General features: G+C 43.9%; 18 protein-coding genes and 1 pseudogene. 2 read left to right on the top strand and 17 right to left on the bottom strand.

Annotated elements, in window-relative coordinates; translation table 11 throughout:
* Positions 1-68 precede the first annotated feature (68 nt).
* The 9 genes from AC1DWN_RS03995 to AC1DWN_RS03955 all read right to left on the bottom strand — a co-directional run bounded on the left by AC1DWN_RS03995 (position 69) and on the right by AC1DWN_RS03955 (position 13,260).
* Entirely contained in the window at positions 69-2,165 is a 2,097-nt protein-coding gene (locus AC1DWN_RS03995; RefSeq protein WP_477557647.1) for a glycoside hydrolase family 36 protein, read from the bottom strand.
* 23 nt (positions 2,166-2,188) lie between these two features.
* On the bottom strand, positions 2,189-2,428 hold the full coding sequence (locus AC1DWN_RS03990) for a hypothetical protein (RefSeq protein ID WP_477557646.1): 240 nt from the start codon (positions 2,426-2,428) through the stop codon (positions 2,189-2,191).
* A 285-nt stretch (positions 2,429-2,713) separates the two neighbouring features.
* Positions 2,714-4,159, bottom strand: a complete 1,446-nt coding sequence (locus AC1DWN_RS03985) for a hypothetical protein (protein ID WP_477557645.1) — start codon at positions 4,157-4,159, stop codon at positions 2,714-2,716.
* Between the two features lie 18 nt (positions 4,160-4,177).
* Positions 4,178-5,860, bottom strand: a complete 1,683-nt coding sequence (locus tag AC1DWN_RS03980) for an SGNH/GDSL hydrolase family protein (protein WP_477557644.1) — start codon at positions 5,858-5,860, stop codon at positions 4,178-4,180.
* A 53-nt stretch (positions 5,861-5,913) separates the two neighbouring features.
* Positions 5,914-6,786 carry a carbohydrate ABC transporter permease gene (locus AC1DWN_RS03975; protein ID WP_477557643.1) on the bottom strand — a complete coding sequence of 291 codons (873 nt, stop codon included), beginning with the start codon at positions 6,784-6,786 and terminating at the stop codon, positions 5,914-5,916.
* Between the two features lies 1 nt (position 6,787).
* Positions 6,788-7,771 (bottom strand): ABC transporter permease, encoded by a 984-nt coding sequence (locus AC1DWN_RS03970; RefSeq protein ID WP_477557642.1) that lies wholly within the window; start codon positions 7,769-7,771, stop codon positions 6,788-6,790.
* Between the two features lie 67 nt (positions 7,772-7,838).
* Positions 7,839-9,404, bottom strand: coding sequence for an extracellular solute-binding protein (locus tag AC1DWN_RS03965; protein ID WP_477557641.1), 1,566 nt, complete (start codon positions 9,402-9,404; stop codon positions 7,839-7,841).
* 152 nt (positions 9,405-9,556) lie between these two features.
* A complete protein-coding gene (locus AC1DWN_RS03960; protein ID WP_477557640.1) occupies positions 9,557-11,719 on the bottom strand; it encodes a helix-turn-helix transcriptional regulator in 2,163 nt (720 codons plus the stop codon).
* A gap of 242 nt (positions 11,720-11,961) precedes the next feature.
* On the bottom strand, positions 11,962-13,260 hold the full coding sequence (locus AC1DWN_RS03955) for an aminotransferase class III-fold pyridoxal phosphate-dependent enzyme (RefSeq protein ID WP_477557639.1): 1,299 nt from the start codon (positions 13,258-13,260) through the stop codon (positions 11,962-11,964).
* A 247-nt stretch (positions 13,261-13,507) separates the two neighbouring features.
* Here AC1DWN_RS03955 and AC1DWN_RS03950 point away from each other — a divergent pair, with 247 nt between their 5' ends.
* Positions 13,508-14,533 carry a Gfo/Idh/MocA family protein gene (locus AC1DWN_RS03950; protein WP_477557638.1) on the top strand — a complete coding sequence of 342 codons (1,026 nt, stop codon included), beginning with the start codon at positions 13,508-13,510 and terminating at the stop codon, positions 14,531-14,533.
* Between the two features lie 421 nt (positions 14,534-14,954).
* Here the strand turns inward: AC1DWN_RS03950 and AC1DWN_RS03945 are convergent, their stop codons facing one another.
* The 8 genes and pseudogenes from AC1DWN_RS03945 to AC1DWN_RS03910 all read right to left on the bottom strand — a co-directional run.
* Complete coding sequence (locus tag AC1DWN_RS03945) at positions 14,955-15,092, bottom strand: hypothetical protein (RefSeq protein ID WP_477557637.1); 138 nt, start codon at positions 15,090-15,092, stop codon at positions 14,955-14,957.
* A gap of 208 nt (positions 15,093-15,300) precedes the next feature.
* Complete coding sequence (locus AC1DWN_RS03940) at positions 15,301-16,662, bottom strand: sensor histidine kinase (protein ID WP_477557636.1); 1,362 nt, start codon at positions 16,660-16,662, stop codon at positions 15,301-15,303.
* The gene (locus tag AC1DWN_RS03935) at positions 16,659-17,363 is read right to left on the bottom strand and encodes a response regulator transcription factor (RefSeq protein ID WP_477557635.1); all 705 of its coding nucleotides are present in this window, start codon (positions 17,361-17,363) and stop codon (positions 16,659-16,661) included. The genes AC1DWN_RS03940 and AC1DWN_RS03935 overlap by 4 nt, the downstream gene beginning before the upstream one ends.
* Before the next feature lie 431 nt (positions 17,364-17,794).
* Positions 17,795-19,465, bottom strand: a complete 1,671-nt coding sequence (locus AC1DWN_RS03930; protein WP_477557634.1) for a ribulokinase — start codon at positions 19,463-19,465, stop codon at positions 17,795-17,797.
* 15 nt (positions 19,466-19,480) lie between these two features.
* Positions 19,481-20,176: an L-ribulose-5-phosphate 4-epimerase gene (araD, locus tag AC1DWN_RS03925; RefSeq protein ID WP_477557633.1), complete on the bottom strand. Its 696-nt coding sequence runs from the start codon at positions 20,174-20,176 to the stop codon at positions 19,481-19,483.
* 162 nt (positions 20,177-20,338) lie between these two features.
* A complete protein-coding gene (locus tag AC1DWN_RS03920) occupies positions 20,339-21,454 on the bottom strand; it encodes a substrate-binding domain-containing protein (RefSeq protein ID WP_477557682.1) in 1,116 nt (371 codons plus the stop codon).
* 193 nt (positions 21,455-21,647) lie between these two features.
* Positions 21,648-22,523 carry a UTP--glucose-1-phosphate uridylyltransferase GalU gene (galU, locus tag AC1DWN_RS03915; RefSeq protein ID WP_477557632.1) on the bottom strand — a complete coding sequence of 292 codons (876 nt, stop codon included), beginning with the start codon at positions 22,521-22,523 and terminating at the stop codon, positions 21,648-21,650.
* Between the two features lie 189 nt (positions 22,524-22,712).
* Positions 22,713-22,896, bottom strand: a pseudogene (locus tag AC1DWN_RS03910) (response regulator transcription factor); the annotation flags it as partial.
* A gap of 154 nt (positions 22,897-23,050) precedes the next feature.
* Between AC1DWN_RS03910 and AC1DWN_RS03905 the strand changes: the two are divergent.
* The coding region (locus AC1DWN_RS03905; RefSeq protein WP_477557631.1) for an NAD(P)/FAD-dependent oxidoreductase at positions 23,051-23,338 on the top strand (288 nt) is incomplete at its 3' end.

Genomic DNA, 23,338 nt, shown 5'->3' with positions numbered 1-23,338 from the left:
CCCCTACATCATTGTAAAATATCACCAGACCCCAGGAGCGTATCAGATGGGTTCCAATACTCATATAGCTACTGTAATTCAAATATCCGTGCCGCAAATTCTGTCGGAATTATAACAGTTAATATACCCTCCTGCCGGCTCCAATGGCAGTTGCAACCCGCGTGCTGGGGGTAGCCGCAACGAACCAATGCCTGTTTGCCCCGCAGTTCAGGAATGGGCAGTTTCAACTCTTTCGCCCCGCCCTCCAATCGCCATACGGCAACATAAGCCTTCTCTCCACAGCGTAGTCCCAGACTAAGCCAGGAATCCCCATGTTTAGGCAATCCGATCGGCCAAAAGGGTATCGCCTGCGGAATATGTGTTCGGATGCTCTTATAGTAGGAAATCCCTTCACGAACCAGCTTAAAACGATTCGGTGCGATGTCCGCTAAATGTCCGCTTTGATGCACACGCATTAGCATGCAGTTCACCATGTTGAAAATAACATCTTCTTCGTCCCCGTCCTTGAGCGGATAAGACCAGGCTGCCGCTTGCTCAGGGGTTACCGCAGTAGGAGCAGCAACCGTTATCGCAGCAAATTTGCGGTAATCCGTCTGATCACTTAACGATTGCACGCTATGACGAGCAAGCAATGCATAGTCCATACGCAAGCCGCCGCTGCCACAATTTTCAATAACCAAATCAGGATAACGGACGAATACGCGGTCAAGCCAATTCAAATAGGCCCGGTTGTGTTGAAGCAGTCCATCTCCGAAGCTGTCGGCATCAACCTCAGTGCCGATTCCCGCATTAATATTGTAATCCATTTTGATATAACCAACCTTGTATTGCGCAACCAACCGGTCAATGACTTCATCCGCATATTGGACCACCTTGGGATGACGATAATCCAACTGATACCTTCCGTGATCAATAACTCTCTTGCCATGGCGCATGAAAAACCAATCATCCGAAACCTGTGAGGCTAATGAGCAATGAATGCCCATAACCTCCAGCTCGAGCCATAACCCCGGAATCAAGCCTTTAGACCGGATATAGTCGAGCACCTCTTGCAAACCGCCAGGAAACCGTTTCGTTGATGGCTGCCAAAGACCGACTTCACTCCACCATTCCCCATCCGCATACCAGCCTGCATCGATACAATAATACTCGCATCCTGCCTCTGCTGCCGCATCAACTAACGGTAAGATTTTCTCTGTAGTCGGGTCGGCAAACAGACAATTCATATAATCATTGAAAATAACCGGAAGATTCGCATTATCCGCATTCTGTCGACGGATAACTCTGCGGTAACGCGTCAATTCACCAATCCCTTTTTCAAAATCTCCGCCTACGATGCTAATCGCCACGGGTACGGAAACGAATGTTTCACCCGGCTCAAGATTTTTCCACCAATGATTCTCGTTTTCCGTAGGACCCCCCAGCTGCAAATAAAGCTGATCTTTGGCCTTATCACTTATCTCCCAATGCCAGGAACCGTTATGTTCGATTTGCCAGCACAATACCGAGCCACATTCAATGTTCTCAAAACACCCCATCGGTAGCATACCCGCTGAAGACCAGGTTCCTGAATTACTGTAGGAAAGACGCTTGATGGAGAAATCATTCGCGTTGGTCAGTCCAAGTTCGGGTAATGTGTTTGTTCTCCATTGCATCTCACCATGCCAAGTATTGTGAGGTACATGCAGTCGGCTTTTGTTCATCCATGTACCTGCCCCCTCTTTAGCTATCGCTGTCAGAGTGAAAGAAGATACATATTCCAAAGGAAGAGGCATCGTATCCAGATTGGCTACCTCCGTCCAAGTACGAATGACAGAGATGCCGTTGTAAAATTGATAATGAATGGTAACTAGTGTTGCCCCATCTTCCAATACCACTTCAAGTTTCCGTCCAAAGTGATTGAATGCATCCAGGTGACTCACATATTTCAAACGACTTCCCGGCATCGTTCCCGTATACTTGGATGCATGATGGTCATTCTGATCCTCACCGGTAACCTGCAATTCCACGATCCGGCACACACGGCGCTCCTCTTCGGTTCCAAGCAAGCTTTTGTCCGAAGGACAAGGCGAGAGATGCAACAACCGCACATCCCCGCTTTCAGTAATCTCCACATTCATATAAATACCGTTCTCTTGTATATCAATCCATTGTTGTTGTCTCATTCTTCCTCCTGAATTATATGAAATTACAGGATCCCCCACAATACAAGCGGCGGACTGTCATTCGTATCGTTCGTAAATCTCCATACGACATACCAAATTCTATCCCCGCTGAAGGCTTGGCTTCGTTTTAATTGGGATACGGACCAGTTCGGGCGGCCGAAATATCGATAGTTTGCTTGAGAAAGACGTTCATGTTGTAAACGCTCGCAACCAAAAAGGAAACCTGTAGTGATATAGTGATACACCCTTATTCTAATATTCATAAATGGCTATGCTCCCGTTTTGTAAATGCGGCTATCTTCTATGATTATCTATACATTCCTTTTAAATAAATTATCGCTTTATCTAAGGAAAAAGAGAATTGTAAGATTGGAAGCAGTGTTGTAAAAAATCCGGTGTTCGTCTGAAAATTAGGATAATACAAGGGTAAACGTAAGCGTTCAAAACAAAGAACTCCTTAATCCTTTCGATTCAGGAGCCCTTTCATAATACATTCCGAGATGAAGTGGGTAATAATTTACGAAATATATACCTCCATTTCACTTTCCCTATTTGTTAAATTTAAAAGAATACAGATCGGCATCACTCATCGTTATTTCCATAATAACTTGTTTATTAGCCAATGATGCAACATCGCTGTCTTCAAAAATCACCGTTTTATCAAGACGATCACCGAACATCTCAATCGATTGGAGTGTTTTTTCGTCACTGATGAGCTTAATTTTAATATAACCAACAGCAGAAGTCGCGAAGTTTATCGTTAATTCTCTGCCCTTAAATATAAATGGTTGCGTAACTATTTTACATGGCTTATATGTTGCATGGTAGGATACGAATCCATCTATTCTAATGGTAAAACGCCGCAGCTTCGMGGATATTTCAGCCCAATGATTTTCAAAGACGTACATCGAAAGCTCATTCGGAGCATAGGAGCGGTCGTTTTCGGTCTCGATCATGCCAAGTGCGGGATAACAGTCGCCATAGACCCAGTTATATTCATGCTCCAGTCCTGGTGTCATAAACGCTTCGTCCCAACGCTTCCACTTCTCTCCATCACGTGAAGACATAAAGACGCAATCGGTAAGGGTGAGCCCATAACGAGGAGCTAGTTTCATGCGTTTTCTGCGTCCAGCTACACCAGCAAGCTGATCATAGTTCGCGGTCCATTCTTTCTTTTCCACATAACGTGACGGGAAACCAACAAACATATGATCCGCACGATAGTAGGGCTGAACAACATTGGTATAAAGTGGATAGTCATCACCTTCGCCAAAATCGAGCAAGACGGGAATGGTCCAACTTTTAAAGTCTTTGGATACCATCCAGCGAATATCCCTGATGCCTGCATTCAAGTCCTCGCCCGGTACATCATGGAAATCACGAATGTAACCAAAGTATTGATTTGTATTTTTATCCCAGAAAGCGACATTTAGTGTATCAAATTTCCCGTGATTTGTTACCCGCCACGCTTTTTTAAAGTGAACACCGTCGGCACTTGTAAAACACCATAAATAGTGGTCATTGCCTTTAATCTCAAAGCCATCAATACCAAGTCCTTTATAAAGCTCATCTTTGGGACATTCTGGATTCGTGTCTTTAAACACTGAGAAGTTGTCAAATTTAGCGGTTTCCTGATCAAGAATAATATTATTTTCCATGGACCCCGCAAATTCACAGATGCCCAGTTTCGGTTTGATCCACTGTTTTCCGTCCTTACTCTCGGCATAACATACGACAATCGGACAAGACTCATGTGCGGTTTCACCTGAACCCAATGCTTCCCAACCCAGATAATACATGCGGTAGAACCCATCATCCTTAAGGATGCAATGGAAATCACTTCCATTCCCTTCCCATGGCTCGTTGTGATCGATGACCACTTCTTTAGCCTGAAGCTTGTGCAGCTTCAGCGTCGCAGTAGTTTCTTCTTTATTGATTAGATACTCATCCCAAAACAATTCACGGCGGTCGAAAATTTGAATAACATCTGACATTTATTCCATCCCTCTACATTAAATTGTATGACTTTCATTGTTATTAACTGATCCAGTTCTCTTTGGCAACTTAACCGATATCCAACGGATGAAAGTCTCTGCCATCCATTGATCCCAGCGTGTACCATCGATTGCCGTATCCATATAAGGATGGTTGATCATATTTTCCTTTAACTCAGTAATAAAGTAAGTGCCCAGTTGATCCAAATTGCGAAAACAGTCATACATTCCGATAAACAATGCCTCTTGTTCCTCAGCCACCCTGCGGTGAATCGTATAGACACGGTCGAAGTGAACGGGATTATAGCGCGGGCTGAACATCGGATTGCCACCATTGGAAGCGATGATCACCACAACCGCACCCGGATTACGCTCACGAACCCAGCTTATTATACCTGTCATTGCGGAATAGATGTCATCAGTCTCACAATTGGTATCATTAATCAGATATTCGATAAAGACAATGTCATATACATGTCCGAAGGATTGTGTCCGCGTCACGTGTGAAATACCATGAACAGATGAATGTCCGCCATCAGAAGCGTTGGACCAATGAATCTTCTTCGCAGGCAGCAATTGTTGCAGCCTCTTCACGATGAGCAGCGGCCAATCGCCTCCATATGTCGTACTCTCTCCCAGAAAACATAGCTGCAGCTCATTCTTGGCGAGAACAGAATTTGACCAGCTGGATGGGACGACATTGTTTCCCTCAATAGTCACCAGCTTCATCGCGGTTTCGATCGTCTCACCAATCCCACGCAAATCCATTATATTCGCCGGATATGTGTGTACTTTCGCATTTTTCAATAGCGGATACGCAATCAGGAGCTTTCTCCAGGGCAGGTGAACTTGCCAGTAGACAGGCAATCCGTCGGCCCTTGCTACAGGCAGATCCACCTCACCGCTTTCCTCGATCGGCTGCGTCAATGGTCGCCCAGCTTCTCCCCCATACGCGCAAAGGTCCGTACGGACGCTAACCTCCTCATGCCCAGATGCAACAACCTCGTATATTCGCGGCTCGTAATCCACATGCCGACTATCCCATACGAAATGTTCAGCAAGCTTGAATTGATCCGTCCCATCGCAATATTCTACAAAACAGCCACGTTCATATACAGCTGTTGCTCCCCAGGGAATAAATACCGAAGCAAGGGTCAAACTGCCATGCGGAGCTACGGGAGGATCCGGCAGCAGTAAATTGGTTTCATCCTTGTACCTCCAGTCCCCTTCGACAACATCGATCCCTCCCTCTGCATCCACACAAATCAAATGGTATCGACATGTGTAGACATCATATTCCAGCAGCACAGGGTCATTCACCTGCAGCCTACCACCCGGTTTAACCATTACTGAACCCCAATAATCATCATAAACATAATCTTCATTAGCAACATATTCCGTCAGTTCATCTACTGCAAACACCCGAAGTGTACTCGGTACCCGCATTTGGTACGGTTTGAAGTTCGAGCCCCTTCTCCCACTCCAATCCCATCCGCAGGGAGAAGACATCCCCTCGCGTTCGAGCGTATAATATTGCTTACGCAGCTTAAGTTGAGGCGGTGGCTTCAACGTCAAGGACTCCGCCCCCGCAACTGCGATTCGTTTCCCATCGACTTCAATCACGCCCGACTGGACCTTAACCGTCATCCCCGGCGAATTCATTTGTGTCACCTTTAATCCTTCCAACCATGTAAGCGCCAATCACTCCACCCTCTCAAAAGTTTGCTTTAGTAAATTAGCTTCGTGAGAATTAGCTACCCCTTAACCGAGCCAACTAACAAACCTTTGACAAAATATTTCTGAATGAATGGGTAGACACAAATAATCGGCAGTGCCGTAATTAATGTAGCCGCCGCTTTCACACTTTCACGCGGCATCTTGATCATCCGATCGAGCGCTTGCGATGAATCGCCATTCTGGGCAAAATCAAGGCTAGTAATGATCCCCTTGAGGATCAATTGCAATGGCCATTTCGCCTGTGAATTCAAAAAAATAGATGCCGAAAACCAGCTATTCCAATGCCCCACCATATAAAACAAGCCTATTGTCGCAATCGTAGGTATAGACATCGGGATAACGATTTTCCACAATATCCGCAATTCATTCGCTCCGTCGATTTGTGCAGATTCCTCTACTTCCTGAGGAATTTCCATAAAGAAGTTACGCATTAGAAACATATACCATGGGCTGACCAAACCAGGAAGGATCAGTGACCAGAGTGAATCCCGCAGCCCTAAATTAATGACCAACAAATAATGGGGAATTAAGCCGCCGCTGAAAAACATCGTGATCAGAACGATCAACGTAATCGCTTTGCGGTGGGGCAAATATTTTTTCGATAAACCATAGGCAAGACAGCATGTAAAGAGGAGACATAGCAAGGTTCCGGCAACGGCCACAATAATACTGATAAGCAGCCCTTTATAAATAAAAGAATTTTCAACCAACAAAAAGTGGTAGGCATAAAATACAATTTCTTTCGGAATTAATGTATATCCATACCGCATGATCGCATCGTTGGACATTAAAGATTGATTGATCAGGACAATAAAGGGAATGATGAATAATAAAGATATAAGAATAAGCAAGGCTCCATTAATCAAGTCGAACGCTTTGACTTTTACCATCTCACCAAATCCCTTCCTTTCCCATTCGTCTCACGATGTAATTGGCGGTCAATAAGAATACGAGTCCAATTGCGTTCTTAAACATTCCGATCGCAGCAGCATACGAGAAGTTGGTATTCATTAAACCTTCCCGGTATACATACGTATCGATAATATCCCCGACACTATAAACGGTTGGTGAGTATAACAGCAGAACTTGTTCGAACCCTGCATTCAATATTCCCCCTACCGACAGTACGAGCAAAATAGAGATGATATTGGATATTCCCGGTAGACTGATGTACAGCATTTGCTGAAATCGATTCGCACCATCCATCTTTGCACTTTCATATAGGGCAGGATTAATTCCGGCCAGAGCGGCAAGATAAAGGATACTGCCCCATCCGACACTTGCCCATATGTCACTGCCAACGAGAATACTGCGAAAATAATCCGTTTCCCCCAAAAAAGCGATTGGCTTGCCACCCAGGGCAACAATGATAGCATTAAGCGGACCTGAGGTTTGCGATAATAAAGCCATAACCATACCAGAAATGATGACCCATGATAAAAAATGGGGTAAATAAGAAATCGTTTGCACGATTCTTTTAAACCTGGTGTGAACCACTTCATTTAACATCAAAGCGAGAATAATCGGTGCAGGAAAGCCGAACAACAGCTTATAGCTGCTGATCAATATCGTATTGCTTAGCAGCCTGCCGATGTAATAGGAATCAAAAAATTCCTGAAAATGTTTAAATCCAACCCAATCCGGATGAAAAATCATATTCTCCAGCCCGCCAAACGGCTTGAAATCCTGAAAGGCAATGACGACACCATACATCGGAATGTAGTGAAATATTATAAAATATAGCAAACCCGGCGCAATCAACAAATAGAGAAATTTGTATTTAAGTATATTGTAGAAAAACCCTGATTTCGCATGCTTACGCGGGGTCATGTTCAATGTAGTCATTATCGTCTCGTCTTTCATCTTTAAACTCACCCCGCTTGCTCATGATATCATTCCCCCATTCACACAAATGTGACGGGGGGAACGTATAGAGTACGCTTTATTTTATCGCCGCTTTAAATTGGGTTGTACGATCCTCGATCATCTCGCTGCCGCCAATTTCCTGCCATTTTTGCATGATTTTATCCCAGTCGCTTAGGGGCACTTCACCGGCAAATACTTTCACCTTTTGCTCCAATAGATAGGTGTTCATGTCATTCTGCTTCGAAAGTGATTTCCATTCCGACTTATCATAGACGACGTCTTTATCAATAGCGGAGAAGCTTGGAAGTTCACCCGTTTGCTTGAGTGCCTTGCGGAAAAACCCATAAATCGTGCTATTCACTGGCCAAGGGCTCGTATCCGGCCAAAGCATCGTAAACATATTGTGTAAATTGTAATATTTAGCTTTTTGATAATCCGTTTTATCTTCGCTTACATATTCAACCAACCCATCAGGCAATTTCGTATAACTTTCACCTTCAATCCCCAAAGTGGTCAAATCATACCCTTCACGAGTGGATATGAAGTCAAAGAATTTCATAACTTCTTCCGGGTTTTTACTCTTCTTCGTGATCAAAGCAACGAATTGGGTATCAGGTGTAGTCAGAAGCTTATTGACGCCTTTCCCCTGTAGAACAATTGGATCGTAATTAGCCTCTGGAATCGTCTTCGTTAATACTTCTGCTGCTCCAGAAATTGTCGAAGAATACCACCCGCCTACCGAGCCAATCTTATTTTGCGCAATTGCTTCCACACGTTTGTCATTTAACGAGAGAATCATTTCAGGCCAAATATATCCCTTGTTTTTCCATTCGATCAGTTTAGCCATCAATTCTTTATAAGCAGGATCCATTTCTGGTGGTAGTAATCTTCCTTGTTCATCCTGCCACCAGCCCATTGCTTGGTTCATGAAATACGGCGCGAATGCCTTTTCCAGCTCATCCACCGTCCCCAGACTGCCGGAGTTCAACGCAAATGTATCCTTTTTCCCGTTATTATCCGGATCCAAGTTTACAAATGCATCCATCACTTTCTCATAATCTTCAATGGTTACCGGCACGGGGAGATTCAAATTTTTCAACCAGTCTGTACGGATTTGTAAAATATTTGGCGTGTTATTGGGATAAAGTGAAGGGATGCCGAGAATTTTGCCGTCGACAGTGACTTCTGCCCATGCTGAAGGCTTAATGTTTTTCTTCAGATTAGCCCCGTATTTATCAAGTAGATCATTTAGCGGGATGATCGCACCATTCTTGTACAATTCCAGTGCTCGATCCATGCTTTGGAAGGGAAAAAAGTCCAATTGCTCGCCTGAGGACAGCATCAAATTGATTTTCTGATTCGCATCCTCGCCGGTTGCTGCGAAAACAGGACTCAGGTCTGCACCGGTTTTCTCCTGAATAATATCATGTACCTTCTGCTGTACATCTGTCTTTCGATCATAGTCGGCCGATGCACCGAGAAATACTAGTTTTACAGGCTCCTTTTTGACTGGATCTGTTGTGTTGACTGCATCACTTGCTTTTGGTTCGTTCTTACTGGAGTTGCTGCTGCATGCGGCTATCGCTAATAACAATGTACATACGATGAAACCAATCATGCCTTTCTTAAATAAATTACGCATTGCATTGCCTCCCAATTTCTATATTAGATACCCACTCAGCATAGGGGGGGAATTCCAGTACATTCAATCCTACTTTTGTAAAAAACAGTTGTAAAAATTAGAAATGCAGAGGACCTATGCGATCCGCTGCATCATTTACTCCTAATTGTTCTTCATTCATTGACTTCTTTCAGCCGATTCCAGGCCAGCTCCCTGTATTCTGTAGGTGTAATTCCTGTATTCAGCTTAAAAACCTTGGTGAAATAGCTTTTACTGTTAAACCCTACTTGACTCCCGATATCTGTTATTTTCATCTGCGTATCTGCCAGCCGTCGTTTGGCTTGCTCGATCCGGTATTGGCTCAAATAATCGATCATCGTCGTATTGTAACGCTTCTTAAACACTTGGCTTATATGCTGCCGCGTGACCCCCACATGTTCGGCCACATCATCCATCGAAAAGTTAGTTGCATAATGCTCGGCAAAATAGACTTCTACTTTCTCCACATAATTGTTTTTCAGATAATCACTGAATTCTTTTTGATAATCCAAATTGAAGGAGTTAAATTTGCTTAATAAAAATTGCTTGATCGAAGTCGCGTTCATCATACCTAGATCTGTTATCACTTCATTAATTTCGCTGAGAAACATTACACTCTCCTGATCGAACAGTCGGATGAGTAGGGAAATGCACATATACAAATTACCATTGTATTCCATTACGCTTTTGTTTTCCGAAAACATCGTATTTAACAAATCTGTATAAGCCTTTTTATCATGCTGTCGGATGGCTAACTCCAATTCATCAATTGTTGGTTCTTTCATCTGATTATGTTGGTAATCCATCGGCAATTTGTTGTAGCAATAGATAGGGTTCTCTGGAGAATAGATACGCCCCATATTATAAGCGTATAGAGCTTCGATATAAGAGTTATTGATTTTCTCCAATGAATAAATACCGCCAATGCTTACTGTCAATTTGTCCATAATCCGTTCATCAAGACTGACAAACACCTCTGTGATAAACCTATTTATATCCTGATGTGGCAGGCGGAATAAAACAACAAATTCCCGGTCAGATTCGATAAAAAAATCGGTATCAAAGCTTGTACTCAAATCTCTATCCATTTGCAGAATCAAATTCGTCTCATCCAGTTCCATCAGTGCACGGATCGTAAAAATAACAACAACTAAATTTGTTTGGTATTCCTTCAAATGTAAATGAATATCTGCGCTGTTGGAAAATCGATCCTTGACCAAATTGCGGACTAGCGTTTTCTTCAACAATTGTTGACTATCGTTCAGTCTATGATGTAAATGATTATTGATTTGGTGGTAATCTTCAAAAACAGAATGAATGAAATCAAATTCACTCTGCATGCCTATATTGCGGTTAACACCTATTTTGGAAATGATCGTCTTGACAGGTTTATAAAGCTGCCTCGCCAACAATAGAATAATCGCCACAATCATAAGGGTGATCACCACAAGAATAGCAATCATTCGATCCCTTGCTTTATAGACATTATGGTATAAGTTATACACATTCACTTCACTGACCAAATTCCATCCTATGGTACCTAATTTATAGTTGTTTACTACAATTTGATCACTCTTCTTCGTCTGGTTTTGCCCTTCTGGTTTGAGTGATTTATTGGGCTTGTAATCCTTAGCAAAGACGATATGGCCTGCAGCATTTGTCAAATAATAATTGTAAACGCGATCATTTTCATTGATTCCGTGCAAATATTCATCGTAAATTTTTTCGACATCGATGTTAAAGATAAGATAGCTCTGATTTTCAAATACCGGAAGCTTGGCAATTATCGATACGATGTGTTTCTTTTGTCCATCCCGCTCCAGACTTCTGGTTTCGGTCACTTTAATTTGGTAATTATCCATCGCTGCAATATCATCCTTTAACCACTGGAAAAATGAATTCTGCGTTTCATTCATAATCCCGTAACCACTAAGCAGCAGATAATCCTTATCTTCATTATAATACGCGACTTGGTCAAAGTACTGCTTGTATTGGCTTCTACCGATGAACCGAATTAAGCTATCGAGAACCTCTAATTTATCCATCACAAACTGTGTTTTTGAATAATGTCCGTCCGTCATCTCGGAATATACGGCTTTCATTATTTGATCCAGCGTTTTCTCTAGGAAGACACCCGTTCGGACCAACTCGTTTTCGTTCTTGGAATTGGTCAGATCGATAGACTGGCCCAGAAAAGTGTTCATATTATAAAAACCTACAATCAAAAATGGCGGAACCGAGACCAACAAAAGAATAATAATAATCTTGTAATGATAAGTTTTTATACGCATCTTCATTTTATACAACTGCCCCCCTCTAGTTTGTGTTTTGGACGGTTGTTATTTGGATAGTTTGATCCAATCTAAATTATCACTTGATTCCCAGTGAAAAACAATAGAAGTATTGGAAACTATGGTGTAACATTCTTCGAATCAGATCAGTAAAACTGAAAAACGTGTTCATAAACGCTACAATTAAAAAACAAATGAACCCTTAGAGTTTAAGGGTCCGCTACAGCCGATTACTTCTACAAATATCATTATGCCTTGCGAAAAACAGCAGCAACAGGCTTGCCTTCCAAGCGTGCATGGATATTCCCCTGGAGTATGGCAGTTTTCACTTCGCCGAGTGATTCGTCCAGCGCATTCAAAGTTAACCGAATATCTGCTTCCTTATGTGCGTAGGAGACATAATTGTAACCTGTAAATAATACCCCCCTGCGTAACATTTCTTGCTGCAAGAAGCTTTTCACAAGCAGGGAATCCGAACTTTCCATAAAGGAAAACAAGGTTTTCGCTTGCGGTCCGATAATCTGGATACGATCCGCCAAGCCATGACGTGAAATGATTTCATTGCCCTGTTCTTTCAGTAATTTCCCCATTGCATTCACATGCGTAATCGTATCCTTGGCCCTCATCTCTCCGATCGTCGCCTTGGCGGCAGCCAACGACAGCATCTCTCCCCCGAAAGTAAAGGAGAAAAATACACGTTCTAATTCGGCCATGACTTCCGCGTTCCCGGTGAGGATAGAAAGCGGCATCCCGTTGGCTACCGCTTTTCCAAAGGTAGCCAAATCGGGGGTGATTCCAAACAATCCTTGGGCACCCTTTAAATCAACACGAAAACCAGTCAAGACTTCGTCGAAGATAAGCAATGCTCCATTACTATGTGTAATATCCCGTACATCGGCAAGATAATGATTCTCTGGCATGATCACACCGACTGGTTCCATAATGACAGCAGCAACTCTGCCGTTATAACGGACCATCAGCTCTTTTAAGCTATCGATATCGTTATAGATGAATTTCTTATTTAATCCCTCCATGACCGAGGGAACCCCTGCATTTCTTTCCGTATTTGCCATGTTCCAGTCGTGCCAACCGTGATACCCGCAGCTGAGTATAATATCTTTACGGGTATACGCCCGGGCCAAACGGACCGCCGCTGTCGTGACATCGGAGCCATTTTTACCGAATCTTACGCTTTCCGCGCAAGGGATGACTTCGCGAATTAATTCCGACATTTCCACTTCCAGCGGGTGCATCAAAGTGAGGGTAATCGCATCGTTTAATTGTTCCGTAATCGCCTTATTGACCACCGGATCGTTGTACCCGAGGGATACGGCACCCAAACCCATGCCATAATCCATATAATGATTGCCATCGACATCACTCACTCTGCAGCCATTTCCGCGGAGCAAATATTTCGGTGCAAATCCGTCGACGAATTGAGTCGGCCCTTTCGATAAGCATTGCGTGCCGCACGGAATCAGCTTATCCGAGCGCTGCCAATATTGTTCGGAGTTATAGATTCCGTTAACCTGACCTAGCTTGTACATTTATGAATCTCCTCCTATAGTCACTTCTTTTTCCTCAACTCGATTTTATCTGTTGTTAGTGTGTAGTGAAATTCATTTGGATTCAATCACACAATTGTAATACACCATTGTAATAAACTCACTTTCCGATTTTAATACTATTTTTGATATTGTTGTTATTGAACGAAAACAGGTTCTAACATATGATACGAAACAGATGCGAGTGTTTGAGTGAGACGCACTATTTGACTAAAAAGGAGCATCATCCATGGGCAACAAAGTATTGCAAATCGGTTCGGGTTCTATGGGAACGCGCAGAATGCGCGATTTATCAGCGCGCGGCGGGCTGGAGATCGCCCTGCTCGAGCTGAAGGAAGATCGTCGCCAGAAAGCAGCCGAACACTTCGGCATCCAATGCTTCAGCGATATGGAAAGTGCACTTGCTTGGAAGCCGGATCTGGCGATCATTTCCACTCCGCCGCAAACGCATAGATCTCTGGTGGAAATATTGTTGGCCAACAGCTTGCCTTTCTTCTGTGAGGCCGAGCTATTCCCTTACGACTTTCGCGAAGTCGAACGCGTTACCCAAGAAAAGCAAATAGTCGCAGCACCTTCATGCACCTTTTATTTCTTGCCGATTATTAATGAAGTGAAGAAAATCATTCAGGAACAAATGGGTGCACTACATGCCTTCTCCTATTGCTTATCGCTTGTTCTGGAGAACTGGCACCCAACTGAAGAAGCCGAATACTACGCAGTCAACCGTGAGACCAACGGAACCCGGGAAATGGTCTGCTTTGAGATGATCGGGCTTTCCCATATCTTCGGTTTACCGACAGATGCCGCAGGTACGATCCGCACAGGTGGCGAGTTGGGTGCGGGGTTCGAAGATACGTGGAGTTTGCAAATGCGCTTTGATAACAATAGCACTGGTCAGTTGCTGATCGTCGGTGGTAGCCCACAGGCCATTCGTCAAGGCTTGGCTGTTGGTGAAAACGGTACAATCGCATTCGATCTCATGACAGGTACGATTACCCGGCATTTACCGAAGCTTGGCATCCACGATACGTTGGAATGCGGAGCAATTTCAGACGTACTTGAGTCAGTCTATTATCAAGAAATTAACACCTTCGTTGACGCTGTCTTGGGACAAGCACAGTGGCCCTATGATTACCGTAGAGCTTGTACTTTATCGGGAACACTTGCATCTGCCGAGAAAAGCGCGATTACCGGACGGGTTGAGAAGGTGGATCCCACTTTCCTGCCAGCCAAGTTCCCCGATCAGTATGCATGAGCCTACCTTGATGTCGATATCCGTTACATTCATTTCCCACAACAGTAGTTTCGCCTGATCGATCCGATTTTGGCTTAAGTAATCAATCATCGTCGCACTGTAGCGCTTTTTTTAACAATTGGCTGATAGACTGACATTTGACCCCTACATGTTTGGTAATGTCATCCGACTTGAGCCATTAGCCACATACGCCCCCCTTATCGGAAATCCTACCTGAGAATGTATTTTTGATCCTCTACGCGTTATATTAGGGATAGTAAATGCGTAAAATGCAAAGGAGTCGTGCGGTTAACACGACTCCCGAGCACACAGCCGCTTCGACTTAGGGAATTGGTGTCAAGAAATGACCGTCATCCTATTAGCAGAGGGGCGGTCATTTCCTTTTGTGGAAAGAAAGTATAATTATTTCATACGCCTTACTTTATTTTAATATGAACCTAACCACTTCATATTTTGCTCTATCTAAATGCTCAATAACTGCAGACGCTGAGGATAAGGACACTTCATACTCCGTTGAACAGCCTCCGAACAATACTCCAATGGTTTTCTTGTTCATCATTTCGTAAAGCCCCCTGTCATGTGTATACATTCATCATAAGGGGCTTCTCTTATCAACCTTTAAATACATGCTTAAGATAATTGAATGTTTTTAACAGCAATTCTTAAGATTTGTTTAGCAAAATAAACATAAACAGCTCTCGATCTCCTCTAATTCTTATGTATGCAAAAAAACACAACTCCTCACGTTCAAGGTAGTTGTGCTTTTGTTATTTGTATAATGGAAACCGAGTTTCGAATACCGTCTCGCCGCTCCTGCTTCTTACTGTAATCGTACCGTTATGCAGCTCAACGATACTTTTCGTAATAGAAAGCCCGAGACCCGTCCCCCCGGACTGCGACCTCGATTGATCGACACGATAGAACCGTTCAAATAGATAAGGCAAATACTTCTCTGGTATCTGCTCGCCATAATTGACGACCTCAACTATTGCGTATCCATTTTCCTGCCGCAAACGAATATCTACAAATCGTCCCTCTTGTCCATACTGAATGGCATTCATAATTAGATTCTCATAAGCTCTTACCAGTCGGTCCCCATCCGCCTTAATCTTGAGCGAGTTATTGTCCGAATAAACGCGTCCCTTCATTCCTGCCGCTTCTAGGTTCGGAACGAACTCTTCAATCAGCTGGCGGGTGAACCCGTTCAAGTCCAATTCAATCTTTTCAAGCGGCATACCGTTATTGATACGGGTGAATTCGAATAGATCATCGATCAACTTCTTGAGGCTTTTCGACTTCTCATAAGCAATTCCAATATAATAGCGAAGCTCTACTTCATCCTTGTATCGATCATTATCGATCAGCTCCAGAAAACCAAGGATAGACGTTAGAGGTGTACGAAGATCGTGAGACACACCTGTAATCAAGTCGTTCTTCGTCTTCTCCGCCTGACGCTCATCTTCAATTAATGTGCCCAGCTTGTGACTCATCAGATTGATGTTATAAGCCACTTCTCCCAGCTCATCGGATGATTTAACGGCGATTTCATATTTAAGCTGCCCATTAGCGATTTGCTGAAGCCCGAATGTAATCTCCCTCAAGTAACGAATAGTCTGATTGCTCATCAGGAAAAAGACAGCCAAAAATAGTAAGATGCCCATAATAATCAATATCGGAGCCATCCCAATAGCGCTAATGATGTTACTAATCATGTCACCCAGCAAAGGAGTGTGTTCAAAGATGAGGACAAATAAGTGAAACAATATGAGTAAGACAGTGGTTATAATGATGCTAGCAAAAAAAGCAAACATCAGCTTCCATCGTATCGTTCGAAACAGCCAGCTGCCTGAACGGTTTGTTCCGAAGCTTTGGCCATTAATAGTATTTGACGTTTTTCTGCCACGGCTGAGAAAAAAGATATAACTAATCCCGAATAACAGCAGCCCTACAAGAAACATAAGCGGAGGTAATCCTAATAAATGATAAAACCAATAAACGATTTTCCTGTAGGGCTGATGATCCAACAGAAAAACGGAAGTGAACCAATAAGCGAACATAAGCCCGATCATGGCAATCACAAAGCTTATAGCCGCTGAACTTACGGGCCCCCATTTACGATTATTACTCATAAGGCGTCCATTTTGTATCCGATGCCCCATACCGTTTTAATAAACTTTGGGTGCTGCGGATCCTTCTCGATCTTCTCGCGGATTTTCCGGATATGAACCATAACCGTATTTTTCGATTCCATGTAGGCCTCATTCCATGCGGCTTCGTATATACGTTCCGTACTAAGAACGATACCCCGATTTATAGCTAGCAGCTCTAAAATCGCGAATTCGCGAGGCGTCAGCTTCACCTCTTGCTGGTCAACGGTAATCGTATGGGTTGCGTTATTAATAATAAGATCATCAATGACGATCTCTTGATCGTTGCTGAACTCCGATTTCTGGACACCGAGCCGCTTGTACCGGCGGAGATGAGACTTTATTCGAGCGACAAGCACAAGTGGACTGAATGGTTTGGCTACGTATTCGTCGGCACCGATGCTAAGTCCGGAAATTTTATCAATATCCTGCGTTTTGGCCGACAGCATAATGATCGGAATGTTATGATCCTCGCGTATCTTCATACACGCTTCCAATCCGTCCATCTTCGGCATCATAACGTCAAGAATAATAAGATCGACGTGGTTCTTGCTGAGCAGCTCAAGCGCCTCTAAACCGTTCGATGCCTGCAGCAGATTATATCCTTCGTTGTGCAAATAGATTTCGATCAGCTTCAAAATTTCTTTCTCATCGTCCACCATTAAAATCGTTTCACTGGACACCCTAGTCTCCCTTTCTCCACATAGGCWGTATTTCGTGCTCTGGAAGGCTTTTATCAATCACAATTAACCACTCATCTTATTATTAAGGAAACAGTTTAACAGCCAAGGATCAAATTACTTATGAAATGTTTAACTTTTTCTTAAAGAGACCTCTGTAAAATAGCATAGCGTTCTTACATTTTGTCCACATTCCATATTTATTACCAGTATATCATAACCACCTATGTCTAATAATTTATCACTCAGCGTTTTCTAGACAAAGATAAGCAACAAGCGTAAACGGCTGTCGCCGTCCTCTTCGGCAAAAGCATTCGTTTCGCGGAGATATATAAGCGCATTTATAAGTGAATCCTTATAAATGCTTATATATTAAAAAAACACAGCCATAATGACTGTGTTTTGGTTTTCTAATATTTGAATTATTATTATTATTAGACCTGTTCTTCCTTGATCGTCTTCAGACGCTTCATCACATCGTTCTCCCCACGGCCAAAATAATCATGCAGCAAATTGTATTCGGCATACAGCTTATCGTATATGGCCACATTTCCCGGAATTGGCTTAAATGTTTCCTCGCGAACACGCGCCATCTTCTGAGCCGCATCTACAATATTATCAAACCCGCCCTTAGCAGCGCCCGCTGCAACCGCGCCGAACATGGCCGCTCCGAGTGCAGTTGTTTGTTTGGATGCGGCTACTTTGATCTCTCGATTCGTCACATCCGCGTAAATTTGCATAAGCAATCGGTTCTTTTGCGGCAAGCCTCCGCATGCATACAGCTCAGTCACTTCAACGCCATTGCTGTGGAATGCTTCGACTATTTTGCGTGTACCGAATGCAGTCGATTCCAGCAATGCACGATAAATTTCCCACGGCTTCGTAAGGAGCGTCAAACCAACGATTGTACCCGTCAAATCCGTGTCCACAAGAACTGATCGGTTGCCGTTCCACCAATCCAGTGCCAGTAAGCCAGATTCACCAACCTTCAACTCGTCTGCCCTACGCATCAAATAACTATGTACATTCTCGCCAGCTCGCTCAGCCTCTTGAAGCACATAAGCTGGTACAGCCTCTTCCACAAACCATTCGAAAATATCGCCTACCGCCGATTGACCTGCCTCATAGCCAAAATAGCCAGGTATGATCCCGTCCTCGACGACACCGCACATCCCTTCAACTTCCTTTTCCTCCGTACCTAGAAGCAAATGGCAAATCGAAGTCCCCATCGCCATAACGAGCTTGCCTGGTGTAACAACTCCTACACCTGGAACTCCGGCGTGTGCATCAATATTCCCTACAGCAACCGCTGTACTTGTAGTTAGACCAATACGCGCTGCCATATCAGCTGTCAAATCGCCAGCCTTGGAGCCAAGCGGAACCACTTCTCCACGAAGCTTCGTTTCTGTCAGATTCTCAAGACGCGGATCAAGCGCTTTGAAAAACGCTTTGCTTGGGTAGCCTTCTCGCTTATGCCACATCCCTTTGTAACCAGCTGTACAGCTATTGCGAACGATATTGCCTGTCAGTTGGCCAATTACCCAATCGGCTGCTTCCACAAATTTATCAGCGCTTTCATAAATATCCGGTGCTTCATTTAAGATTTGAAAAGCTTTAGCCATCATCCATTCCGATGATATTTTGCCGCCGTAACGGGGTACCCACTTCTCCCCTCGTTTCACAGCAAGCTCATTAATAAGGTTCGCTTCATCCTGAGCAGCGTGATGCTTCCACAGCTTCACCCAGCTATGTGGATTATCCTTATACATATCCTTCACACATAGCGGCTCACCCGTAGCGTCAATCGGGAGCATCGTACAAGCGGTAAAGTCAATTCCGAGTCCGATAACATCGATAGGCTCGATACCCGATTCCCTCAATACTGCCGGAACTGATACTTCCAACACTTCTATATAATCCAGCGGATGCTGCAATGCCCAATCATACTCAAGCTTTATACCGGAGATGGGCAGCTTCTCATCAATAACGTGGTGCGTGTAAGGAGTAACATGCTCAGCAACCTCTGCTCCGTCAGACAAATCAATAAGTACCGCACGACCAGACTGCGTTCCATAATCAACACCAATAGCAAATTTCTTACTCATAAACCCGAGTCCCCCTTATTTTTGACCATAATAGGCGTGAGCGCCGTGCTTTCGTAAATAATGACGGTCTAGCAAATCCTGGTCCATTGGCTGAACGTTCGGGTTTAACTGTGATGTATGCAGCGCTATTTTCGCCACTTCCTCAAGAACGATCGCATTATGGACTGCGTTATGTGCATCCTTCCCCCAGCAGAAAGGTGCATGACTGTTGACGAGAACCGAAGGAACTTGATTAGGATCGATGTTATGATTTCTGAATGTTTCAACGATTACATACCCGGTTTCCAGCTCATATTCGCCTTTAATTTCCGCTTCTGTCATTGCGCGAGTGCAGGGCACCTCACCGTAAAAATAGTCGCCATGAGTAGTTCCAAGCGCTGGAATCGATCTTCCTGCCTGTGCCCAGCTTGTCGCCCATGGTGAATGCGTGTGCACGATGCCGCCGATTTCAGGGAACGATTTATATAATTGAACATGAGTTGCCGTATCTGAAGACGGACGAAGACTTCCTTCGATAATGCAGCCATCCAAATCAACGACAACCATCTGCTCGACTTTTAATTCCTCATACGGGACACCGCTTGGTTTAATAACTATATGGCCGGACTGTCTGTCAATGCCGCTAACATTACCCCAAGTAAAAGTAACCAAACCGTACTTCGGAAGATCCATATTTGCTTCCCAAACTGCATGCTTTAACGATTCTAACATTTATATATCGCTCCCTTCCAGCTTGCATCCATTCGTTAGTCCGTAATCAATCGTACGGACAACACTATGCCTTGCGTTCGCTTATATTATAAGTTGTACGTACAAGTGTGTCACGCATTTTTTTACATCTTCCTAATTATGTCAGTTCACACATGTTGCTTCTTACTGCTGCAGCCCTGGAGGTTGTGTGGATTCACGTATGATAAGCTGCGGGTCATATACCTTATCCTTAACTGAATGCTTCTGTTCTTTCTCAACCATGCTTAGCAGCATTTCAACAGCATCTACTCCCATTTCTGTTTTCGGATGCGCAATGGTCGTCAGCTTCACTTCTGTTGCAGTTGCCAAGTTCGCATCATCGAAGCCGACTATCGACAAATCCTCAGGTACAGACAGTCCGATAACCCGTACAATATCTAGCATCCTCACAGCTAACTCATCGTTATAACATACAATGGCTGTCGGCCTTTGTTCGGGCTCTCGTAGCAGCATGGCAGCTAACGACTCCATAGGCTTCGTTAGCTTTTCTTCTGTTGTATAGCGAAGCAGACAATCAGGCGGTACGGTCAAACCGTATTCGCGACTAGCCTTTAGAAAGCCTCGCATGCGATGCACACCTTGAAAGTCATCTGTTTTGAAAAAACCAGCGATTCGGCTATGTCCGAGCTTGATCAAATGCTCCGCAGCACGATAACCGCCAGCCTCATCGTCCACCCGCAAGCATGGCGCATCGACGTCACTATATCGCTCATTTAACATAATATACGGGATTTTGAGCGCATCTAGTGCTAGAAAATAGTTAAAGTTCGGATTTCCCTCCGCACTCTTTGTCGGCTCAATAATGAGGCCAGTCAATGGCTCACGGAGCATCGACTCCAGGCTCTCCTTCTCCTTATCCTTCTCGTTATCCGTACTTGCAAGCAATAGACGCGCACCTTTGGCACGGAGGCTCGACTCCACCCCTCTTACGATCAGCGGGAAAATATAATCAGAAATATGGGTCGTAATCATCCCGATAGTCATCCCTTGAGATGTACTGCGCCGCTCCTTCAAGGATTGGTCTGACACGAACGTTCCTTTCCCTTGCTCACGATACAGCCATCCCTCTTGCTCTAAATCACCAAGCGCCTGCCGTACGGTTTGACGACTCATTTCAAATTGCTTGCTAATTTCGTTTTCTGATGGAAGCTTATCATGCGGCTTGAACTGCGCTGTCACGATCCATGATAAAATATGTTGCTTTAACTGTATATATTTAGGCGTTTGCTGCTCCTTCACTTCGCACCTCAGCTCGTTAGTTGTATGCTTGTAGTATAACATAACGCCGACTTGTACGTACATTAGCTATAAAGCTCTACAATGCTCTTTTATAGGTATCAAAATAAGAAGGGAGCCGCTTAGAAGCGACTCCCTTGAGTGATGTACGTTATGACTTACTCTTTGTCAGTTAACGAATCATTAGCTTTACCTATTAGTTCGATTCCTTCAAACGCTCTATTAAATAGCGCCGAACATCGTCTCCCAAATCCTCGCGCTCTAGTGCGAAATCAATGGTCGCCTGCACAAAACCAAGCTTATCGCCAACATCATGTCGCTTTCCATCAAAGCGATAAGCCATTAAGGACGCAATCCGATTCAACTCTTGCAAGCTATCCGTCAACTGGATTTCACCAGCCTTGCCAGGCTTAGCCTTTTCTAACAGTTGAAAAATCAATGGATCCAGCACATAGCGGCCAACGACCGCATAATTGGAAGGTGCTGATCCCTGCGCTGGCTTCTCAATAATATCTCTTACACGCGCGATTTGCTTATTCGCTTCAATATCAACGATTCCGTATTTGTGAGTCTGGTCCCAAGGAACCTCCATCACCGCAACGACAGATGACTGCTGCTGCTCATAAATGTCCATCATTTGACGTAAGCATGGCGGGTCCGATTTCAATATATCATCACCGAGCAATACCGCAAACGGCTCATCCGCAATGAATCTACGTGCGCATAACACGGCATGTCCAAGGCCGAGCGGCTCCTTTTGACGAACATAATAAATATCCGCTAGATTCGATATATCTCGAACAATGGAGAGCATTTCCTCATTGCCCCGCTCCTCAAGTTCTGATTCCAGTTCAGCCGATTTGTCAAAATGATCCTCAATCGCCCGCTTGTTGCGCCCGCTTACAATAATGATGCTTTCAATGCCGGACTGAACAGCCTCTTCTACAATATATTGAATGGCTGGCTTATCAATGAGCGGAAGCATTTCCTTCGGCTGCGCTTTCGTAGCTGGTAAAAATCGTGTGCCTAATCCCCCTGCAGGAATAATGGCTTTACGTATTTGTTTATTCATCCGCAAAGCTCCCTCCTTCATAACGTAAATCTTATTAGTTGCCTACATCATACCCTTTTTTGTCAAATTTCGCTATACAAGCCTATCCATACAACCGTCAACATGTCGCAAAAGGATAATCCTCTTATTACCTCGTCTGCGTCTGATCTAGCGGCAGCTTCATTGTAAAACTAGCACCTGCAAGCCCATCCACCCATCCTTTCGAGGCATCATAATATCAATAATCGCCAAATCCGGGCGAACCGCCTCCAGCTTGGCCAGCGCATCCATCCCATCCATAGCTTCAATAACCTTGATAGCCCTCTCTCTTCAAAAAAAGAATAACCAGCTCGCGAATGTTGGCATCATCGTCTACAACTAATATTTTCGGCATCGATCTAATCCTCCAGTACAGCACACACTTGTTAAAATAAGCATACATCACGAAGATGAACGTTACATGAACGATATTGACAAAAAGGCTAGTTTATAATAATTTTAATATAGGATTTATTATTCATTATTAATTGATATGGAGGACATAGATTATGCACAAAACAATTATTATAGGTACTGGACCTGCCGGGTTAACGGCAGCTATATACTTGGCACGCGCGAACATGGAGCCGCTAGTTATTGAAGGCTGGCAGCCAGGCGGTCAACTGACAACAACAACTGAGGTTGAAAATTTCCCTGGCTTCCCTGAAGGAATTTTGGGCAGTGAATTGATGTCTAACATGCGTAAGCAAGCACAACGCTTTGGCGCTAAGTTCAAAACTGGCTCGGTCAAAAGTGTCGATTTCAGCAAACGCCCTTATACGCTCGATGTTGAAGGT

The organism is Paenibacillus sp. P4_A7 (assembly GCF_056402455.1).
The sequence above is the reverse complement of the archived record's forward strand: the minus strand, read 5'-3'. Positions and strand labels throughout refer to the sequence as shown.

Excerpts from the sequence above, each read along its gene's own strand:
- AC1DWN_RS03995 (WP_477557647.1), bottom strand. The coding sequence starts at position 2,165 with ATGAGACAACAACAATGGATTGATATACAAGAGAACGGTATTTATATG.
- AC1DWN_RS03930 (WP_477557634.1), bottom strand. The coding sequence starts at position 19,465 with ATGAGTAAGAAATTTGCTATTGGTGTTGATTATGGAACGCAGTCTGGT.
- AC1DWN_RS03950 (WP_477557638.1), top strand. The coding sequence starts at position 13,508 with ATGGGCAACAAAGTATTGCAAATCGGTTCGGGTTCTATGGGAACGCGC.
- AC1DWN_RS03955 (WP_477557639.1), bottom strand. The coding sequence starts at position 13,260 with ATGTACAAGCTAGGTCAGGTTAACGGAATCTATAACTCCGAACAATAT.
- AC1DWN_RS03960 (WP_477557640.1), bottom strand. The coding sequence starts at position 11,719 with ATGAAGATGCGTATAAAAACTTATCATTACAAGATTATTATTATTCTT.
- galU (WP_477557632.1), bottom strand. The coding sequence starts at position 22,523 with ATGAATAAACAAATACGTAAAGCCATTATTCCTGCAGGGGGATTAGGC.
- AC1DWN_RS03990 (WP_477557646.1), bottom strand. The coding sequence starts at position 2,428 with ATGAATATTAGAATAAGGGTGTATCACTATATCACTACAGGTTTCCTT.
- AC1DWN_RS03975 (WP_477557643.1), bottom strand. The coding sequence starts at position 6,786 with ATGGTAAAAGTCAAAGCGTTCGACTTGATTAATGGAGCCTTGCTTATT.
- araD (WP_477557633.1), bottom strand. The coding sequence starts at position 20,176 with ATGTTAGAATCGTTAAAGCATGCAGTTTGGGAAGCAAATATGGATCTT.
- AC1DWN_RS03940 (WP_477557636.1), bottom strand. The coding sequence starts at position 16,662 with ATGAGTAATAATCGTAAATGGGGGCCCGTAAGTTCAGCGGCTATAAGC.
- AC1DWN_RS03945 (WP_477557637.1), bottom strand. The coding sequence starts at position 15,092 with ATGATGAACAAGAAAACCATTGGAGTATTGTTCGGAGGCTGTTCAACG.
- AC1DWN_RS03965 (WP_477557641.1), bottom strand. The coding sequence starts at position 9,404 with ATGCGTAATTTATTTAAGAAAGGCATGATTGGTTTCATCGTATGTACA.